The organism is Pseudoruminococcus massiliensis, assembly GCF_900291955.1.
Taxonomy (GTDB): domain Bacteria; phylum Bacillota; class Clostridia; order Oscillospirales; family Acutalibacteraceae; genus Pseudoruminococcus; species Pseudoruminococcus massiliensis.
On sequence record NZ_OLMR01000002.1, the window covers coordinates 166,779 to 185,893 of the forward strand.

At 35.1% G+C, this 19,115-nt stretch carries 16 protein-coding genes; 1 reads left to right on the top strand and 15 read right to left on the bottom strand.

Annotated elements, in window-relative coordinates; genetic code table 11:
* Window positions 1-186 precede the first annotated feature (186 nt).
* Window positions 187-1,932, bottom strand: coding sequence for a pyruvate kinase (gene pyk, locus C9914_RS03725; protein WP_106763473.1), 1,746 nt, complete (start codon window positions 1,930-1,932; stop codon window positions 187-189).
* A 338-nt stretch (window positions 1,933-2,270) separates the two neighbouring features.
* On the opposite strand from pyk, the gene C9914_RS03730 reads away from it, so the two are divergent.
* Window positions 2,271-3,905 (top strand): DUF1653 domain-containing protein, encoded by a 1,635-nt coding sequence (locus tag C9914_RS03730; RefSeq protein WP_106763474.1) that lies wholly within the window; start codon window positions 2,271-2,273, stop codon window positions 3,903-3,905.
* A 302-nt stretch (window positions 3,906-4,207) separates the two neighbouring features.
* On the opposite strand, the gene C9914_RS03735 is transcribed toward C9914_RS03730, so the two are convergent.
* The 14 genes from C9914_RS03735 to prfA form a co-directional block, all read right to left on the bottom strand.
* Window positions 4,208-5,242, bottom strand: a complete 1,035-nt coding sequence (locus C9914_RS03735) for a hypothetical protein (RefSeq protein WP_106763476.1) — start codon at window positions 5,240-5,242, stop codon at window positions 4,208-4,210.
* Between the two features lie 84 nt (window positions 5,243-5,326).
* A complete protein-coding gene (locus tag C9914_RS03740) occupies window positions 5,327-5,860 on the bottom strand; it encodes an inorganic diphosphatase (protein ID WP_106763478.1) in 534 nt (177 codons plus the stop codon).
* Window positions 5,861-6,014: 154 nt separating this feature from the next.
* Complete coding sequence (locus C9914_RS03745) at window positions 6,015-7,226, bottom strand: tetratricopeptide repeat protein (RefSeq protein WP_106763480.1); 1,212 nt, start codon at window positions 7,224-7,226, stop codon at window positions 6,015-6,017.
* Between the two features lie 99 nt (window positions 7,227-7,325).
* The gene (locus C9914_RS03750) at window positions 7,326-9,317 is read right to left on the bottom strand and encodes a zinc ribbon domain-containing protein (RefSeq protein WP_106763482.1); all 1,992 of its coding nucleotides are present in this window, start codon (window positions 9,315-9,317) and stop codon (window positions 7,326-7,328) included.
* Between the two features lie 62 nt (window positions 9,318-9,379).
* Window positions 9,380-9,862, bottom strand: coding sequence for a 23S rRNA (pseudouridine(1915)-N(3))-methyltransferase RlmH (gene rlmH / locus C9914_RS03755; protein WP_106763484.1), 483 nt, complete (start codon window positions 9,860-9,862; stop codon window positions 9,380-9,382).
* Between the two features lie 11 nt (window positions 9,863-9,873).
* The gene (locus tag C9914_RS03760; RefSeq protein WP_106763486.1) at window positions 9,874-10,665 is read right to left on the bottom strand and encodes an MBL fold metallo-hydrolase; all 792 of its coding nucleotides are present in this window, start codon (window positions 10,663-10,665) and stop codon (window positions 9,874-9,876) included.
* A 24-nt stretch (window positions 10,666-10,689) separates the two neighbouring features.
* Window positions 10,690-11,979 carry a UDP-N-acetylglucosamine 1-carboxyvinyltransferase gene (locus C9914_RS03765; RefSeq protein ID WP_106763488.1) on the bottom strand — a complete coding sequence of 430 codons (1,290 nt, stop codon included), beginning with the start codon at window positions 11,977-11,979 and terminating at the stop codon, window positions 10,690-10,692.
* Between the two features lie 515 nt (window positions 11,980-12,494).
* On the bottom strand, window positions 12,495-13,904 hold the full coding sequence (locus C9914_RS03770; RefSeq protein ID WP_022263949.1) for an aminopeptidase: 1,410 nt from the start codon (window positions 13,902-13,904) through the stop codon (window positions 12,495-12,497).
* 55 nt (window positions 13,905-13,959) lie between these two features.
* Window positions 13,960-14,544 (bottom strand): lytic transglycosylase domain-containing protein, encoded by a 585-nt coding sequence (locus C9914_RS03775; RefSeq protein WP_022263950.1) that lies wholly within the window; start codon window positions 14,542-14,544, stop codon window positions 13,960-13,962.
* Window positions 14,541-15,173, bottom strand: a complete 633-nt coding sequence (gene coaE / locus C9914_RS03780) for a dephospho-CoA kinase (protein WP_106763490.1) — start codon at window positions 15,171-15,173, stop codon at window positions 14,541-14,543. Before coaE ends, C9914_RS03775 begins: the two co-directional genes overlap by 4 nt.
* Before the next feature lie 5 nt (window positions 15,174-15,178).
* Window positions 15,179-15,940: a hypothetical protein gene (locus C9914_RS03785; protein WP_148485960.1), complete on the bottom strand. Its 762-nt coding sequence runs from the start codon at window positions 15,938-15,940 to the stop codon at window positions 15,179-15,181.
* A 48-nt stretch (window positions 15,941-15,988) separates the two neighbouring features.
* On the bottom strand, window positions 15,989-16,993 hold the full coding sequence (locus tag C9914_RS03790; protein WP_022263953.1) for an L-threonylcarbamoyladenylate synthase: 1,005 nt from the start codon (window positions 16,991-16,993) through the stop codon (window positions 15,989-15,991).
* A 92-nt stretch (window positions 16,994-17,085) separates the two neighbouring features.
* Window positions 17,086-18,009, bottom strand: a complete 924-nt coding sequence (locus C9914_RS03795; RefSeq protein WP_106763492.1) for a hypothetical protein — start codon at window positions 18,007-18,009, stop codon at window positions 17,086-17,088.
* Between the two features lie 17 nt (window positions 18,010-18,026).
* Window positions 18,027-19,097: a peptide chain release factor 1 gene (gene prfA, locus C9914_RS03800; protein ID WP_022263955.1), complete on the bottom strand. Its 1,071-nt coding sequence runs from the start codon at window positions 19,095-19,097 to the stop codon at window positions 18,027-18,029.
* Window positions 19,098-19,115 lie beyond the last annotated feature (18 nt).

Below are 19,115 nucleotides of genomic sequence, written 5' to 3' on the forward strand. Positions count from 1 at the left end.
GTTTTGCTTGCAAAACCGATTCCGCGTCTTGACTGCGGAGGCACTCCACCAAAACTTTTAATTTTTTAGGGAAAAGTTTAGTAGCCAATCGGTAGTTTCATCGATCGCGTCAACAAGCTTTTATTGCGAATGTCGAGGTTTTGCTTGCAAAACCGATTCTGCGTCTTGACTGCGGAGGCACTCCGCTTATTTACTAAAGACAATAGACTTTCCTGCATCCATAGTGACAGTTGTTCCGTCCTTTAATAATCTTGTTGCATTCTCTGCACCAACTATAACAGGCTTACCAAGTGCCAGACAAGCAATAGCTGCATGAGATGTAGATCCATTTATTTCCGTAATTACACCAGATGCCTTTTTAATTAATGGAAGAACTCTATTAGATGTCTTTGGAAGAACAAGAATATCACCATCTCTGAATTTCTCTATTGCTTCATCTTCTGTATTACATACACAAAGTGAGCCACAAGCAATTCCACTGCCAACAACAGTTGTGCCTGATGCAAGAATATCACCAACAAGATGAACCTTGAGCATATTTGTTGTGCCTGAAATTCCGAGAGGGATACCAGCAGTAATAACTGCAATGTCACCGTTTTTAACAAGTCCTTCTCTCTCAGCAACTTCAATTACATGGTTAAATAAATCATCTGTATTTTGCTTTTCTTCAACCATAATAGGCTTAACACCCCAAAGTATGTTCATCTGACGCCAAACCTTTTTGCTTGTTGTTCCGCCAACAATCATACACTGTGGACGATATTTTGAAATCATAGAAGCGGTTTTACCCGATTTTGAAACTGTCATAATTGCAGTTGCACCAAGGTCATGAGCGGTTGTGCAAGTAGCATGGGAAATAGCTGATGTAACATTTGGGCGCTCATTTCTGCAAGCCTTCTCAAATCTTCCGATGTAGTCTATATCCATTTCTGTTCTCTCTGCAATTAAAGACATCGTCTTTACTGATTCAACAGGATAAAGACCTGCAGCTGTTTCACCAGAAAGCATAATTCCACTTGTACCATCATAGATAGCATTCGCAACATCAGTTGTTTCAGCTCTTGTAGGACGAGGATTTTTAATCATAGAATCGAGCATCTGAGTTGCTGTGATAACCTGCTTACCAGCATCAAATGCTTTTTTAATAAGCTGTTTTTGAAGTACAGGTATTTCCTCAAGAGGAACTTCTACTCCGAGGTCACCTCTTGCAACCATAATCCCGTCAGAAACTCTTACTATTTCATCAATATTATTAATGCCATCTGAATTTTCGATTTTTGCAATAATCTTTATATTTTTGCAATGATTTTTTTCAAGCTCATCTTTTAAGTCCTCAATATCCTGAGCACTTCTTGTGAATGAAGCTGCAATAAAATCAAAATCATTTTCAACGCCAAATTTAATATCATCTCTATCTCTATCACTAAGAAATGGAAGTGAAAGGGTGATATTCGGAACATTTATACCTTTATTAGAAGATACATATCCACCATTTATGACCGTACAAATAATACCGCCATCTTTCTTTTCGATGACCTTAAGCTCAATCAGGCCATCATCAATGAGAATCTTAGAACCGATATTAACATCATCATAAAGACCACTAAAACTAATAGAGCAATGATTTTCATCGCCTTCAATGCTTTCATTTGTAACAAGTGTGAAGGTTTGGTTTGTTTCGAGAAAAACTTTCTTGTCTTTAAAGGTTCCTGTACGAATTTCAGGACCTTTTGTATCAAGAAGCATAGCGATAGGAAGATTAAGTTCATCTCTAAGTCTTTTTACGAGCTTAATTCTTTCAAGATGATATTCATGTGTTTGGTGCGACATATTGAAACGAGCAACATCCATACCATTGAGCATAAGCTCACGCAAAACCTGCTCATTATCTGTTGACGGACCAAGCGTACAAATAATTTTTGTCTTTCTCATATTATTCTACCCCTCTTTTTTTCATAAAAAGTAACACTATTAAAAAATCCTACTTATTTTTAATAATACACTAGAGGAAATATTTTGACAAGTATTTTTATTAAAACTTTAAATACATTTTACATAAAGAGAGAAAAAAGCCATAATTAAAATTTCTTATAAACCTCTCTATAATCAACATTTAATATTTTTTGATATATTTTGCACAATTTGTATAAATTTAGACTTGAAAAATTTGGTAAGGTATGCTATAATAATCCTTGTTGAATATTGATTGTGTATCAGCACAATAATTATTATAAATAAGGCAATTATTGTTCAAAAAAGGAGATTGGGAAATGAGTTATTGGGTAAACGAATCTGTATTTTATCACATCTATCCTATTGGATTCTGTGGCGCACCAAGAGTTAATGACGGTGAAACCGTCTGCCGTCTTGATAAGGTAATCGATTGGATTCCTCATCTTAAAAGTATGAGTATAAATGCAATCTATTTTGGTCCTGTTTTTAAATCAACTGTTCATGGATATGACACTGACGACTATCGTGTAATTGATAACAGGCTTGGCACAAATGAATCATTCAAACACATTTGCGATGAACTTCATAAGAATGGCATTAAAGTTGTTCTTGATGGCGTATTTAACCATGTTGGCAGAAATTTCTGGGCATTTAAAGATGTTCGTGAAAAGGGAAATTCTTCACAATATTGTGGTTGGTTCCAAAATCTTAACTTTGGTGGTAAAAGCCCTTATGGCGACCCATTCTCATATGAGGGTTGGCATGGATATTACGACCTTGTTAAGCTAAACCTTAAAAATCCTGATGTTAAGAATTATCTTCTTGATTCTGTCGGAATGTGGATGGACGAATTTAAGATTGACGGTCTTCGCCTTGATGCGGCAGATTGTGTTGACCCTGATTTCTTTAAGGCTCTTCGCCACTACACTAAAAGTAAAGATAGCAATTTCTGGCTTATGGGTGAGATTATTCACGGCGATTATAATCGCTGGGCTAACCCTGAAATGCTTGATTCCGTAACAAACTATGAATGCTACAAGGGCATCTACTCATCACACAATGATAAAAACTACTTTGAGATTGCACATTCACTCAATCGTCAATTTGCAAATGGTGGTATCTATCGCAGCATCTATACCTATAACTTTGTTGATAACCATGATGTAAACAGAGTTGCAAGTGTTGTAAGAAATTCTGCAAATCTTGAAAACATCTATACAACAATGTATTGTATGCCAGGTGTTCCATCAATATATTATGGCAGTGAATGGGGTATTAAGGGTGAGAAAAATAATACTGATTATGATTATCCGCTCCGCCCTGAACTCAATGTTTCTGATATTCAGGATAATGCTCTCCTCGCACACATCAGAAAGCTTGGCAAGGCAAGGACAAGCACTGAGGCTTTAAAGTATGGTTCTTTCGAGAATGTACAGATAAGGAATGAACAGCTTATCTTTAAACGCAGTGTAGATTCTCAGACAGCTTATGTTGCTCTTAATCTTGCTGATAACAATATGGATATGGGCTTTAATGCAGATGGTGCGTATCTTGTTGATAAGCTTAGCGGAAAAAGCTATCAGGTAAACAACGGTTATGTTAATATTGATATTCCAGCTCATTCCTCAAGAATACTTGTAACTTCAAATACTCCAACACTTGAAGATGTAGAGCTTGAGGAAACAAAGGCAGAAACTGCTCCAGTCGCTGAAACTGAAAAGAAAGAAGAACCCGTACTTCCAGCTTGGGGAACTCTCGGCAAGCATCGTCATTTCAAGGGCGGTGAATATGAGGTTATCGCACTTGCAAAGCACAGTGAAACAATGGAAGATTTAGTTATCTATAGAGAACTTTTCGGTGAAGGTAAAGTCTGGGCAAGACCTGCATCAATGTTCTATCAGATGGTAAACATTGACGGAAACCTTGTTCCAAGATTTAAGTTTATCGGCTAAGAGCTTTTAATAATCACAACCAAAGAATATTTTAAACGCGATTGAATTTTATAAATAAATCAAACGCCACGGCTCGTTATTTGAGCTGTGGCGTTTTTGCATTTACAAATTATATGGGCAAACTCCGTTCTCATTTAGGAGAAAGAAATGTTAAGGGCGTTGCCCTTAAAACCCACCAAAGGCTCCGCCTTTGGAAACCGCAAGCTTTTGAAAAAGCTTGAGCAAAACTTTTAATTATATTGGGAAAGCACATTAACTAATCGGTAGTTACTTAATATCTTGCCTCATGTGGTCACACATAATCATTTCTTTTTGCTTCTGCGTTTTTGAGCATTCTTTGCTGAATCTACTAATGCCTGATGTTCCCTATCAGCTTTAATTTGCTCAAGAGTCCTCTTATCATCATCATAACCATCAGGTAACCATTTGGTCATTCCCTTTTCTACACATTCTTCATAATGTGCATACCAATAATCTTCCTGTTGTTTTGTATAAAAGCCAGCTATACCAACAAAAAGTATAATTACATAAAGAACTGCAACAACTACTGCGCCATATTCAATATAATTTAATGGGAAGAATGTAAATAAATCGAAAAGCAAAAGTGCTGAACCAATAGTTGCAACAGCATTTTTGATATGACGCTTTTTATCAAAGCTTGCTACCAAGAAACCAATTATCGGAATAACCAAAAACCAAACAGAATAAATCAATCTTTGAAATGTTCCCTCTGTTCGCTTATCTACTGCCGAGCCTGAAAAGCTCTTTCCGAATATAAGCTGGAATCCTGTATCACTAATTGTAGTTGATGAGGTAAGCAAACCCGTTGCATTATATATACTATCAAGAAGTTCATTATAGCTTTCTTTAGTATATAAATTTCTGTCAATGTGTGCCGCATCGTCAATAGCATTAAGAATTTCATCAGTCTGACACTTCTGACCGATTATATTATCCTCTGCAAGAGTTTTAGGATAAATAATTTTACTCTTTTCAAGCTTCTTATTTTCCTCTATTTCTTCTGCACTTGCTTTCTTGAGATTATTTTCAGCCTTTTTTATATTATTGCAGGCATTATCAAGCTGTGTTTGATATTCTGCAACATCTTTTTCGGTATCAAGCACTCTTTCAACATCAAACTTTGTAAATGGAAACGACACACTGATAATTCCAATTAAAAATAAAATACATAATGAAATTCTCAACTTTTCTGAGCGTTTCTTTTTACGCTTTTTTACTTCTGGAACATTATAAACCGTTTTGCCTTTTTTAGATTTTTTTTGAGTATTTTCTTTTTTTGGCTCGTTAAATTCATCGCCGCCTATTTTCTTAGCCAACTCTTTAAACTTCCTTTCTGTGTAAAATAAAGAACTGCCGACCGAAAATATACGAATCGGCAGTTCATAATAAATCACCAGCTATTAAATCTGGGTAAACTTTTCCTTATAGCTTTCAATAGTCTGTCCAATAATTTCTATTGCTGACTCTCTGCCCTTAACCTCGTCAACAACTGTTTCCTTATTTTCGAGAGATTTATAAACCGAAAAGAAATGTGTCATCTCATCAAAAATATGCTTCGGAAGTTCTGAAATATCCTTATACTCGTTATAAGTTGGGTCACTATATGGAATAGCAATAATCTTTTCATCGTTATGTCCATTATCAAGCATTGTTATAACACCGATAGGATAGCAACGGATAAGAGTCATAGGATAAATCTGCTCCGAGCAAAGAACGAGAACATCAAGAGGGTCCATATCATCTGCATAGGTTCTCGGGATAAAGCCATAGTTTGCAGGATAGTGTGTTGATGTGTGAAGTATACGGTCAAGCTTCAAAATTCCTGTCTGTTTATCAAGCTCATATTTAGCCTTACTTCCCTTTGGAATTTCAATAACAACCATAAAATCTTCTGGTTTAATTCTTGAGGAATCAATATCGTGCCAAATATTCATAGATAATTTCACTCCATTCTGATAAAATATTACGGTTATCTTCAATAGAATTATAACATATAATAATCTATCTTTCCACTAAAAACGAGAAAATCTTCATCAAAAATAATACAAAAGCAGGCATCGGAAAAATCCTTTGCCTGCTATAAAATTATTATCTTGTTTCTGAGGAAGAAACTGGTTCTTCACTCTCTAAAGAAACACTATCTGATACCTTTATAGGGGAAATATAGGCCTTACCTAATGCTCCTATAATAACAACCTTATCACCATCAAGATAGAACTTCAGAGTTTCATAATCGCTTTCCGAAAGCTCTATGCCTTCAGCTGAAAATGCTTCTGTAACCATATTTTTTATACTATTTTCATCACCACTAATAACATCATTTAGGCTAAGCTCTTTGCCTGTCCTCATATCTATTGTATGAAGTTCAACGGCGGAAGAAGAATCGGCTGTATTAGGGGATTGAATATCAATGTCTACAACATAAGAAAGTATGTAATCACTATTATATGTTACTCTTGCAGAAATCTTCGTTTCTATTCTTTTGCCTTTAGATTTTACAAGATAATAAATTTCATCTTCACCCTCAGCCCCATACACTGATGGATTAAGCTTAAAGTATGTGTTGAGAAGTTCATTGATAGAAGAATTAATCTTATCTACACCTATCAGATTTTCCTTAGAGCTAAGTTCAAACCATTCAGCTGTACTCTTAAAAATCTCTGTATCACTATATTTTCTGAGATTATCATTATTGAGAGTCTTTACAGAAACTATACCCTTTGTATCTGTACTTTGTGAGGCTTCATTAGAAGACTCACTACTCTGTGCAGAAGATTCGCTTTTTTCTGAAGATGAGTCTTGTGGCTTAGATTCTGTTGAGCTTTCTGATGAATTTTTCTTAGAGATATAAGATGGCAAACTATCAGGTTCACTTTCTTCAAGTTTTTTAAGCTCGGTTTTTATGTTTTCGCTCTTAGTTTCGATATAGCCTGTTTCCAAGGTTTCACGAGCCATATCACTTTCATTAACTCCATTGTAAGAATCTGCTAAACCAATATAAAGCTCTTCATCAGTGGGATTGATTTTTATTGCCTGCTTAAAAAGCTCAATAGCCTCGCTATAATCATTTGATTTAAGCTTTTCATTTGCAAGGGTAGCAATATCTGAATAAATCATATCCTCTTTATTATTTCCTATTATAGAAGCTGTGGCAAGCAATACTGCAACTACAAAAGCTGTACTCGCAAGAACTATCGACTTTGAAACTCCTGAAAAGCCTGCGGTATCATTTATACTAACCTTATGAAGATTTATAGTCTCATTATTCTGTTTTTTCTTAATGTGCTTGAAAATTTTCATAATGCACTTCCTAAAAATATCATCAAACAGCTATTTTAACAAAAAAGTGAATCTATAATCATAATTATACTACTAATTTAACAATAAGTAAATAATAAATTATTGTAAACTAAGATATGTTGTGTCTGTATCTTCTTCAATAGTAAGCTTAAACATATCTGTATTTGAATATGGTAAAGGTATTTCTTCATATTCCCAATCACGAATCTTAACCCAGAATATAAGTCTATCACCTGCAAGGAAAAATCTATAACTATTTATCTGTTCATCAGTTAAAGAAACTCCAATAAGCTCTGCTTGAGTTTTTATAACAGTATAAATATCGCTTGTGTTTAGTATGTTATTAATATCATACTCCTCACCTGTTTTTAGGTTTATAGTATGAGTTTCTACTGTTTCTTTAAAGTTAGAGATTGTAGGTGGCATATAATATTTATAAATTACAAATGAGAATATTCCATTTTTATTATAAGTAACAGTAATTCTGCAATGTGAAAGAGCTATTGTATCTCTTGAAGCCTTTACAAGATTATAGAGTTCCTTTTCATTTTTAACTCCATATAAATCCATATCAAGCTCGTAGTAGCTATTTAAGGTTTGTTGAATAAGATTATTAGCATATGTTATTCCCGGAAGCTCTCTATTGTCAGTAATTTCAATCCATCTTCCTTCGCCTCTATAAATCTCTGTTCCTTTATATTCAATATTCTTTTCATCAACCTTTGTTTCAAATGAAACTGGTTGCTTTGCAAGTTTTTCAAGGCGCTCTTGCTCAAGGCGTTCTTTTTCCTTTTGTTCCTCTTCAGCTTTCTTTCTTGCTTCCTCCTCTTTTTTCTTTGTTTCTTCTTCAATCTTCTTAACAGTAGCCTCTACTTCAGAAAGCTTTGAATTAAGCTTATCAAGCTCATCTCCTTCAAGCTTATCTACTCCCGATTGAAGCACAGTTAATGCCTTATCGTAATTTTCTTGGCTAATATAAACATTTGCTACAAGAAAATAAGGCTCTGAAATATTAGGCTTAGTTTCAATAGCTGATGTAAATTTTGTTATAGCAAGATTATAATCGTTATTTTTGATTGCGGCATTGCCTTCACTTACAAGATTATTATAAATCTTATCTACTCTAAGCTTTTCACTCAAGGCATCAAGCCTTGTTTTTATTTTTGTACTTCCTGTTTCTCTATAACCAATCTCAAGAGCAGAAACTGCTTCATCTTCCTTACCTGTTGCAACATATGCATCAGCAAGCAGCATATATGCTTCTACATCAGATGTGTCAAGCTTTACACACTCTGAAAGGTCTGTGATAGCACCATAAAAATCTTCCGATTTATACTTTTGCTGTCCTGATGCAAAAAGTTCCTCAGCAGTAGGACCACTATTAGCTATAATCACACAAGTAGCTATAATTCCTACAGCTATAACAAGAATTGAACAGCCAGCAATTATAGCTGTTTTAAGTCCCTTTGAAAGTGGTTTTTTCTTTTTAATTTTTTCTGAATTTTTTTCAGTTTCATCTTTTGCAATAGAATTTACTTCTCTTGTTTTAGATTCAACATCATCAACAGAGCTGACAATTTTCGTTGTAGAATTATTCTCATTTTTTGGAGCTATAACTGGCCTTCTGCTTTTTTTAGGTTTACCACTTTCAGCTGTAAAGGAAGATATATCCTCAAACTCGCTATGCAAGTTTGGATTTTTTTCTAAAACCTCTTTTTTAGGCTCATTATTTATCTTAGCACCTGTATTTATAGGTTCTTTTTTAGGTTTATTTTTTTCAGAGTTATTTTTTTTGGACCTTTGTTCAGCTTGCTGAGTTTTTTTGCTCATAGGTTGAACTTTGTTTTCAGCTTTAGATATACCTTCAGACTGTGCCTGAGGCTTATTTTCAGATTTATTTACCTCTATGTCATTTACCTGCATTTGAGGTTCCTCTGTTTCAGAGCTAATAACATTTTGTTTTTCCGCAGAATCTGCGATAGCACTTTCATTGATATTCTTTTCAGATTCTTCGTCAATTTTCGCACCACAGACAACACAAATTTTATCGTTCTTATCTACGGCTGTTCCACAGTTTTTGCAAAACTTCATTATTATATCTCCTCCTATGTCACATAAGCCTTATATAAAGCTATTACTCTACTTTAAGGCTCTCACTTGTGATACTTTCCATTAGAGTTTATCTGAAATGCTCTGTAAATCTGTTCGCATAGCAATACTCTCGCCAGCTGATGCGGAAATGTCATTCTTGACATTGAAATTCTTGCATTTGAAATTCGTTTAACTTCATCTGAAAGTCCCCACGAACCTCCGATTATGAAAACTAATTCACTTTTTCCATCAAGACCTGCTGTCTGAATCTTATCAGCAAGCTGTTCAGAACTTATCAGTGTTCCTTCTATACACATTGCAAAAATCATAGCTCCCTTTGGAATTTTTGCAATAATTCTTTCTCCCTCTTTTTTAATAGTATTGTCTATATCAGATTGTGAGGGTTTATCTGGCAGCTTTTCTTCATTTACTTCAACTATATTAAACTTGCAAAATGCACCAAGTCTTTTGGTATATTCTGCACAAGCGTCTTTAAAATATTTTTCCTTTAGATTTCCGACACAAATCAAAGTAACATTCATCATAAAATCACCAACTAAAATATCATTGAACCGCTCGTATTTTCCTTTGGTGCAACAGTAAGAATAAAATCTTTTTTCTCGACCATTCCTGCAAGGTTTAACGCACTTTTAGAAGTTACATAGGCAAGGTCTGGAAAATTATTCTGTTCGCTGAGATGTGCAAGAACTATTCGTGTAGTTCCATTTTCTACAAAATTCGCCAATTCAGCAGAACAAGTATCGTTTGATAGGTGTCCAGAATTCGACAAAACTCGTCTTTTTAACAAATATGGATAAGGTCCGTTTTGAAGCATATTTACATCATGGTTTGATTCTATAACAACTGTGTCACAGCCTGAAACAGCATTACGAACCTTATCTGAAATATACCCAAGGTCTGTGGCTATAGCAAGGCTTCTTTTATCTGCTGTATTTATAACATAACCACAGCTTTCACAACAATCGTGTGATGTTGGAAATGATTTAATCTCCATATCAGCAACTTCGTTGCCATCAGGAGAAATCACTTCATAATCATATTTGCCATTTAGCTCTCCCTTATCTTCAAGGGCTGAAAGTGTCCCCTTTGTTGCATAAACTTTTATATTATGCCTTGAGGCAAGCACCCTTACTCCCTTTATATGGTCTATATGCTCGTGCGTTACAAAAATAGCCTTGACAGCCATAATGTCAAGGCCATTGGTTTTAAGGGCATCCTCAATCTGCTTGGCACTTCGCCCTGCATCAATGAGAACTCCCTCCTTTTCATTTCCTATATAATAGCTATTGCCACTACTTCCACTAAAAAGCGGACATAATCGAGCCAATTTAAGCCCTCCATTAAATAAAACTTATGCTGTTGCTGATTGAGATCCTGGTTCATTGGTCTTGATGCGTTTAATATCAGCACCAATATTTCTGAACTTTTCTACAACATCTTCATAACCACGCTCAATATATTTAATATCTTCAATATAAGATGTACCATTAGCTGTAAGCGCAGCAATAATCATAGCAGCACCCGCTCTTAGGTCTGTCGATTTGAGCGGAGAAGCATTAAGTTCAGAAACGCCTTCGATAACAGCAGTTTTATCATTAACTGAAATCTTTGCACCCATTCGTCTAAGCTCATCAACATATCTGAAACGGTTATCCCATACACTTTCTCTTACTATACTTGTACCCTTAGCCTTGATAAGTACAGCTGCCATCTGTGGCTGCATATCTGTTGGAAAACCTGGGTGTGGCATAGTAATAATATTACAGTGATTAAGCTCACCTGTGCGTTTTACTCTTACTGCATCATCATATTCTTCTACCTCTACGCCCATTTCTCTGAGCTTTGCAGTAATAGACTCAAGATGCTTTGTAATAACATTCTTAATAAGAACATCCCCACCTGTCGCAGCTGCGGCAGCCATATATGTCCCAGCCTCTATCTGGTCAGGAATAATAGAGTATGTAGAGCCATTAAGAGCTTTTACACCTGAAATCTTAATAACATCTGTGCCAGCACCACGAACATCTGCACCCATAGAATTAAGGAAATTTGCAAGGTCAACTATATGTGGCTCTTTCGCAGCATTTTCTATTACTGTTTTGCCCTCTGCCTTAACAGCAGCAAGCATTATATTCATAGTAGCTCCAACAGAAACAACATCCATATAGACATGGTTTCCTACAAGCTTATCAGTTTTTACACAAATCATTCCGCCATTTGTTATGCTATAATCAGCACCAAGAGCTTCAAAGCCTTTAAGATGAAGGTCTATTGGGCGAACACCAAAATCGCAGCCACCTGGCATTGCAACTTCAGCACTATTGAATTTTCCAAGTAATGCACCAAGAAGATAATATGATGCTCTCATATGGCGTACGAGCTCATATGATGCAACAGGATTTTTAATTCCTCTTGGGTCTATTTCTAAAGTAGATTTATTTATTCTTTTAATATTTGCTCCCATAGCCTCTAGAATGCTTGCCATAATCGACACATCGGCAATATTAGGAACATTTTCAATTCTGCATATTCCGTCAGAGAGAACAACAGCAGGTATGATTGCAACAGCGGCATTCTTTGCACCGCTGATTGAAACCTCGCCATTAAGTTTATTTCCGCCTGTAATAACAAATTTCTCCAAGCTAAAACACTCCCAAAAAGTATCTGGGTTAAAGAACCCGACTTTACATAATATTTAAGAAAGCTGTTTAATGAAAACAGCGTTGATTTTCAGTTAATAAAAACTCACTTTTTACGCTTATATATTTTAATAAGCCTTTAAAAGCTTTGAACAAATTTTTTAAATTTCTTTAATGTGTATAATAAAAAGACGATGAGAGGTCAGAGCAATTCATCTGACTACCTGAACGGTTATGATTTTCCGTCAGTACAATTCAAAACACACATATAATATACACCGTCTCTTATTGATAATAATACAAACGAGCGAACTTGTCAATGTTTACAAGACCTTTAAAATTTATTGTTACATACCGTCACTAAAAACTCAATTTAACAAAAAGAAATTGTAAAAAACGCAAAAAAGTACCACAGAAAATAGCTTTTTAACGCTGAAATTTCTTCTGTGGTACAATAAAAGTCTATATATTTTTTACATTTTAACAGAATATTTTTCCGCCTAAGAAAAATATTCTGTTATTTTGCTTTATAAAACTCAAGGATTCCACGATATGTCATATACACATCAAGCTTTGAAACAACTTCAAATGGTGCGTGCATAGAAAGAACTGGAACACCTAAATCCACTACATCAACATTAAGATTAGCAACGAACTTTGCGATTGTTCCACCGCCGCCGCCATCTACCTTACCAAGTTCTCCTGCCTGCCAAAGAACACCTGCATCATCAAAGATTGCACGAACCTTTGCCATATATTCAGCAGTAGCTTCACTTGTTCCACTCTTGCCACCACTGCCTGTATACTTTGTTATAACAGTACCATTGTTGATATAGCAAGAATTATTTACTTCATATGCAGAAGCGTAGGTCGGGTCAAATGCCGCATTAACATCAGCAGAAAGGCAAGTACTCTTTGCGAGAACATGTCTTAATTCAACACCTTCAGCTTTTGCAAGGTCTGCGATAAAGTCATACATATAAAGTGACTTCATACCGGTATTGCCATCGCTGCCGATTTCTTCTTTGTCAGTAAGAACTGTAATGCAAGTCTGTTCAGGAAGCTCAACATCAATGGCAGCCATAAGTGCAGGATATGCACAAACTCTGTCATCATGCCCATAACTGCCTATCATACTTCTATCAAAGCCAAGGTCCTTTGCCTTAAATGCTGGAACTGCCTCGAGGTCAGCTGAGAGGAAGTCTGTTTCTGTAATTCCGTATTTCTCATTGAGGATATTAAGAACATTGAGCTTAACTTGTTCGCTCTCAGGGTCGTTATTAAATGGTCGGCTTGCTACGAGAATATTTAAGTCTTCGCCTGTGAAAGCCTTAACCATTGTCTTTTGCATCTGCTCTACTGCAAGGTGCGGAAGAAGGTCTGTAACGCAGAAGCAAGGGTCACCCTCATCTTCACCGATATTAACTGTAACTGTTGAACCGTCTTTGAGAGCAACTACGCCATGAAGTGAAAGTGGAATAGCTGTCCACTGATACTTCTTAATTCCACCATAGTAATGTGTCTTAAAGAGAGCCATATCATTAGATTCATAAAGTGGATTTGGCTTGAGGTCAAGTCTTGGTGAATCTATATGTGCTATACCAAGATGAACACCGTTCTTAACACCGTTTTTGCCAATAACTGCAAGCATAATTGCCTTATTTCTATTATTGACATAAACCTTATCGCCGGCCTTATACTCTGTGCCAACAGAATATTCAGTAAAACCGTTCTCCTTAGCAATCTGAATAGCGTAAGCGACAGCTTCACGCTCTGTTTTAGCTTTATTGAGGAAGTCCTTATATTCCTCGCAGAAATCATCTGCCTGAGCGACTTCCTTAGCACTTACACGCTTAGAGCCGTTTTCCTTGTTCATCATAAGCTTTTCTTTTAAAAGCTTTGCTTGAGATTTTTCTTCATTTGCCATATTATATCTTCCTTTCTATAATTTACCTCTGATATTTTATAACAAAACTTTAGAGTTATTTGCTAAAATACAGTTCGGCATATTTATCACGATTATTTTTTACACGCTTAAGATATTCATTCGTTTCACCAAATGGTGTTGAATCAAGTGTTTTTCCGTCTGCTGAATATTGGCTCATAGTCAGCCATTCATCAACATTTCCTAAGCCTGCATTATATGCACAAATCGCCGTATCGAGGTCGTTATTATATCTTTCAAGAAGAACTGAAAGACATAGCGTACCATATTTAATATTTATCTTTGGGTCGAAAAGCAAATCTGCGTTGCTCGAATCATAATCATCATCTGAGTAATAAGTATGCAGCCATTCAAAGGTCGGCTGAGTAAGCTGCATAAGCCCACGAGCGTCAGCCGCCGAAACTGCATCGGGATTAAAATTGCTTTCTGTTTTTATAACTCCATAAATAAGCTCTTTAGGAATATTATATTCAGCCGAGGCTGAGTAAACCTCATCTTCATATTTTAATGGATATGAGGAGTTGATATATGTATCATATGCAAATTTCACACCTATTATTATTGCTATAAAAACTATCGCAAAAAGAATAATTGTCAGTGTTATTTTTAATGCCTTATTCACTTGCCACTACCTTTCTTACTTATGAAACTGCCATCTTTAACCATTCTAACGAGAGCTTCTGCATCATTAATAAGGTTATCTATGTTTTGTTCACCATTAAGAATATAGTCTGAATGTTCCAAAAAATATTCCTCACTAAGCTGTACTTTCATACGAGAAAGAGCCTGCTCTCTGCTTATACCATCACGAGATATTATTCTTGCAAGACGACATTCCTGCGAGGCTATAACGGAAACTATTATATCACAAAGCTTATCACTGCCACTTTCAAAAAGCTGTGGTGCATCAAAGACAACTATATTACAGCCACTTGCAAAATATTCAGCAATTCTTTGCTTTGTGAGTTCAACTATATATGGGTGGGTAATTTCGTTGAGAAGTTGTGTATTTTCTTTAGAAGAAAATGCTTTTTCGGCAAGCTTTTTTCGGTTAAGCGAGCCATCTTTATTTATTATATCACAGCCAAAAGCGTTTGTCAGCATTTTCAGGCAAGCTGTTTTTGGCTCAACAGCCTCTCTTGCTATTTTATCCGCATCTATTATTCCGCATCCACACTTTTTCATAGCATTAGAAACTGTGCTTTTGCCTGCACCTGTTTGACCTGTAAGACCTATTACAATTTTTTTCATATAAATCAGAACCTATGAATATCATTTTGATTATTATTTGCCTGAGAATCTACATCATCTTGTTGATTATAGCCTGTATAGTATTCATCATTTGAATATGAATTATGAGTATTTTCACTTAAACTACAACTATTATTTGGCATAACATTTATATAATTTTCATTTGCCTTTAGTTTTCGTACTAATAATATTGTTATAAATATCGCAGTGATTAAGGATACTATTGCAGTCAAAATATAAACCCAAGAAAGACAAGTCACATTGTTTACTATTTTATATGGAACAATACATTGCTTTGCCTCTTGAATAGAATTTATGCCAAAATTTGCTTTTATAGCATAGTTAAAAAACTTTTCTTCTTCATATTCTGTTAAATCATAAACTCTGCAATTAATATCAAGATTTAAAGCTTCTTCTATTCTATTATATTTTTTCTTTTGTTTATTATATTTATCAATAAAATCCTCTAACTCTTTGTTTTGTTTTATATTTTCAGTAACAAAAACTATAAATTTTCCATCTTTCATAGGAATAAGATAATAATATTCATCATTATCAAAATCGAATAAAGTCTTTTCTTTATTCAACTGACAAACAGTAGATGTTATTTTTACATCAATAAACTTATTTTCTGAGATTTGCTCAACGGTAGCTTTACTTATATCAAGTGGCTCATCGTTTTCAATAACATTTTCAGTTGATGCCATATAAAAGCAAAACATTGATACTAATATAAGACCAAGCATAATGATAACATATCTTATCAAACCTATGTTTAATAATTTCAAAGTTAAATTTACTCCTTAGAACTTATTTTATACTTCTATAACATTAAACGCTGCCGCTCTTAAAATTCTGTTGTAAACAGCAAGACCTATACCTTCAGCTCTCGGACAATGTGCGTAAATACGAGTATAGCCATCTTCATCAGCTTCTCTAAGACAGGTAAAAAGTCTATGTGCGTGAGCCACCTCATCATCTCTTTTTCCTAAGACAATATAATTTTTAAAGCTGTCTTTTTCTTCTTCATAGCAAAGAACTGCTGTCTTATCATCAGAATTTTCCTTTATATACTCGCAAAATCCTTGTTCTGAACCTCTAAGCAAAATAACCTCTGCTTTTGGGGAATAATGCTTATATTTCATTCCTGGGCTTGAAGCCTTCATTCCCTTTCCAAGTGATTTTAACACTGCTGGGTGAACCTTAACTTCTCCAATTTCTGCCCTAAGCTGTTCAAGAGTTACTCCACCTGGACGAAGTAATGTAGGAACATCTTCAGTAAGAGTTATAACAGTAGATTCAACTCCTACCTCACAATCTCCACCATCAATGATAGCATCTATTCTACCGTCCATATCTGCTAAAACATGACGAACTGTTGTTGGACTTGGACTTCCTGAAAGATTTGCACTCGGAGCGGCTATTGGTGATGACTTTGCAATAAGCTCATGTGCAATAGGGTGTGATGGAAAGCGTATTGCAACAGTTGAAAGTCCCGCACTCACCTCATCAGGTATAATATCAGATTTTGGCAAAACTATTGTCAGTGGACCTGGCCAAAATTTCTCTGCAAGCTTTTTTGCTTTATCTGAAAATTCTGCAACAAGCATATCAATCTGCTTAATATCTGAAATATGAACTATAAGTGGATTGTCCATTGGTCTGCCCTTTGCCTTAAATATCTTAGCAACCGCCTCTCCATTTAAAGCGTCTGCGGCAAGTCCATAGACAGTTTCTGTTGGCATAGCAACTATGCCACCTTTTTTTATAATATCGGCAGCTATATCAATCTCATTTTTATTTAGTAAAAGTGTTTTCATTATCCCACTCCATTTTAATATAAAAATAGTGATAAACTAAATTATAGTCTACCACTATTTGACATATTATTCAATATTCGTATAGAATTATTCTAAAATTTATTTATATCCTTCTTTTCGACTTTTTCTTGTGCAAAATCAAGCGAATCATATTGATACCCTTCATAGGTTGGTATATCTTTTTCGAGTGTCGGCTTAGTATATTCTTTACCATATATTGTTTTGTGTTTCTCTTCTATATTAAAATCTACGGAATCCTTTTCATAATCATTATAATATTCAATATCCTCCGCATTATCCGGATTTATTTCTTCATATTTCTTAAATTCATCTTTGTGCTGAACAAAATCAACTTCTGGCATATATATATCTATTTTTCCTCTTGCAACATTTATAGAGTATATAATATTTTTAATTGATTTTCTTAGAAATAGAATTGATAAACCAAGCATAAACAATCCACTAACTACGGAAGCTATAAAAACTCTTTCATCTGAATATTCCTTATAATAAGAAATATCAACAACTTGATTTAAAACAGTATCATTAAAGTTGCTATTAATTCCGAGCTTATAAAGAGTATTATCAGCAGCCATTATAAGCGATAAAGAGGTTTTTTCTTTTTCTTTCATAGGTTTAACATAACCAACAAAAGGAACTTTTCCTGAATTTCCTAAAGCATTAGATATAGCTTGGTCACATTTTTCACCAGCTTCTGTTCTGACTACTAAAAGTTTTTCATCGCTTGTTCTTACCAAATAATATATAAGTGGTAGCCCATAAGCATCTTCACCACTTCCACAATCTTTAACTATATTCTCAAGTTCTCCATAAACCGTTTCACCATTTTTAAGGCTTGAATAGTCAGTGGAACTTATTTTTCTTCCCTCGTGTTTATTACTTATAAGCCACTGCCCTGCAAAATATATTTGATAAATAAACAAGCCAAACGCTACAAATCCAAGAATTAATTTTATGATTGTCCAATATCCACCCTTAACATCGCTTCTAAACAATATGAATCCTCCTATAATTATTCTGAATTTTTTAATTGCTCTGTTCTATCTGCTGTAATAAGTGCGTCTATAATTTCATCAATGTTGCCATTAAGAATATCGTCAATTTTATAGAGTGTTAATCCTATTCTATGGTCAGTAACTCTTCCCTGAGGATAATTATATGTTCGGATTCTTTCGCTTCTATCACCCGTTCCAACCTGTGAGCGTCTTTCTTGTGCAACTTCATTATGTTGTTTCTCCTGCTCGATTTTAAGCAATCTTGATTTCAGAACTTTAAGAGCCTTGTCCTTATTTTTAAACTGACTTCTTTCGTCCTGACATTCTACAACCATACCTGTTGGAATATGTGTAATTCTTATCGCTGATGAAGTCTTATTGATATGCTGACCACCAGCACCACTTGAACGGAAAGTATCAATCTGCAAATCATTTGGATTTATATCAACCTCAACATCATCAGCCTCTGGCAAAACTGCAACCGTAACTGTTGAAGTATGAACTCTGCCCTGTGTTTCTGTTTCTGGAACACGCTGAACTCTATGAACTCCGCTCTCATATTTCAATCTTGAGTAAGCACCATCACCAGTAATCATAAAACTGATTTCTTTATATCCGCCAAGCTCTGTTTCGTTGGCATTTATTATTTCGGTCTTATAACCTCTTTTAACAGCATACATACTATACATACGATAAAGTACGCCTGCAAAAAGTGCAGCTTCCTCTCCGCCTGCACCGCCTCGAATCTCAACAATTACATTGCGGTCATCGTTCGGGTCTTTTGGCAAAAGTAAGATTTTTAATTCCTCTGAAAGATTCTCTATGCGTTCTCTTGCATCATTAAGTTCCTCAGAAACCATATCTCGAAAATCTTTATCTAAGCCACCGCCTGAAAGCAACTCCAATGCCTCTTTTTCGTTCTCCTGTGCCTTCTTGTATTCTCTATATTTAAGAACTATTGGCTCAAGAGAGCTATATTCTTTCATAATATTTCTATAAAGCTCCGTATCATTGATTACATCTGGCTCACAAATTTTTCTTGCAAGCTCCTGATAACGCAAATCGAGAGCATTTATTTTCTCAAACATATCAAAAAATCCTCCGTT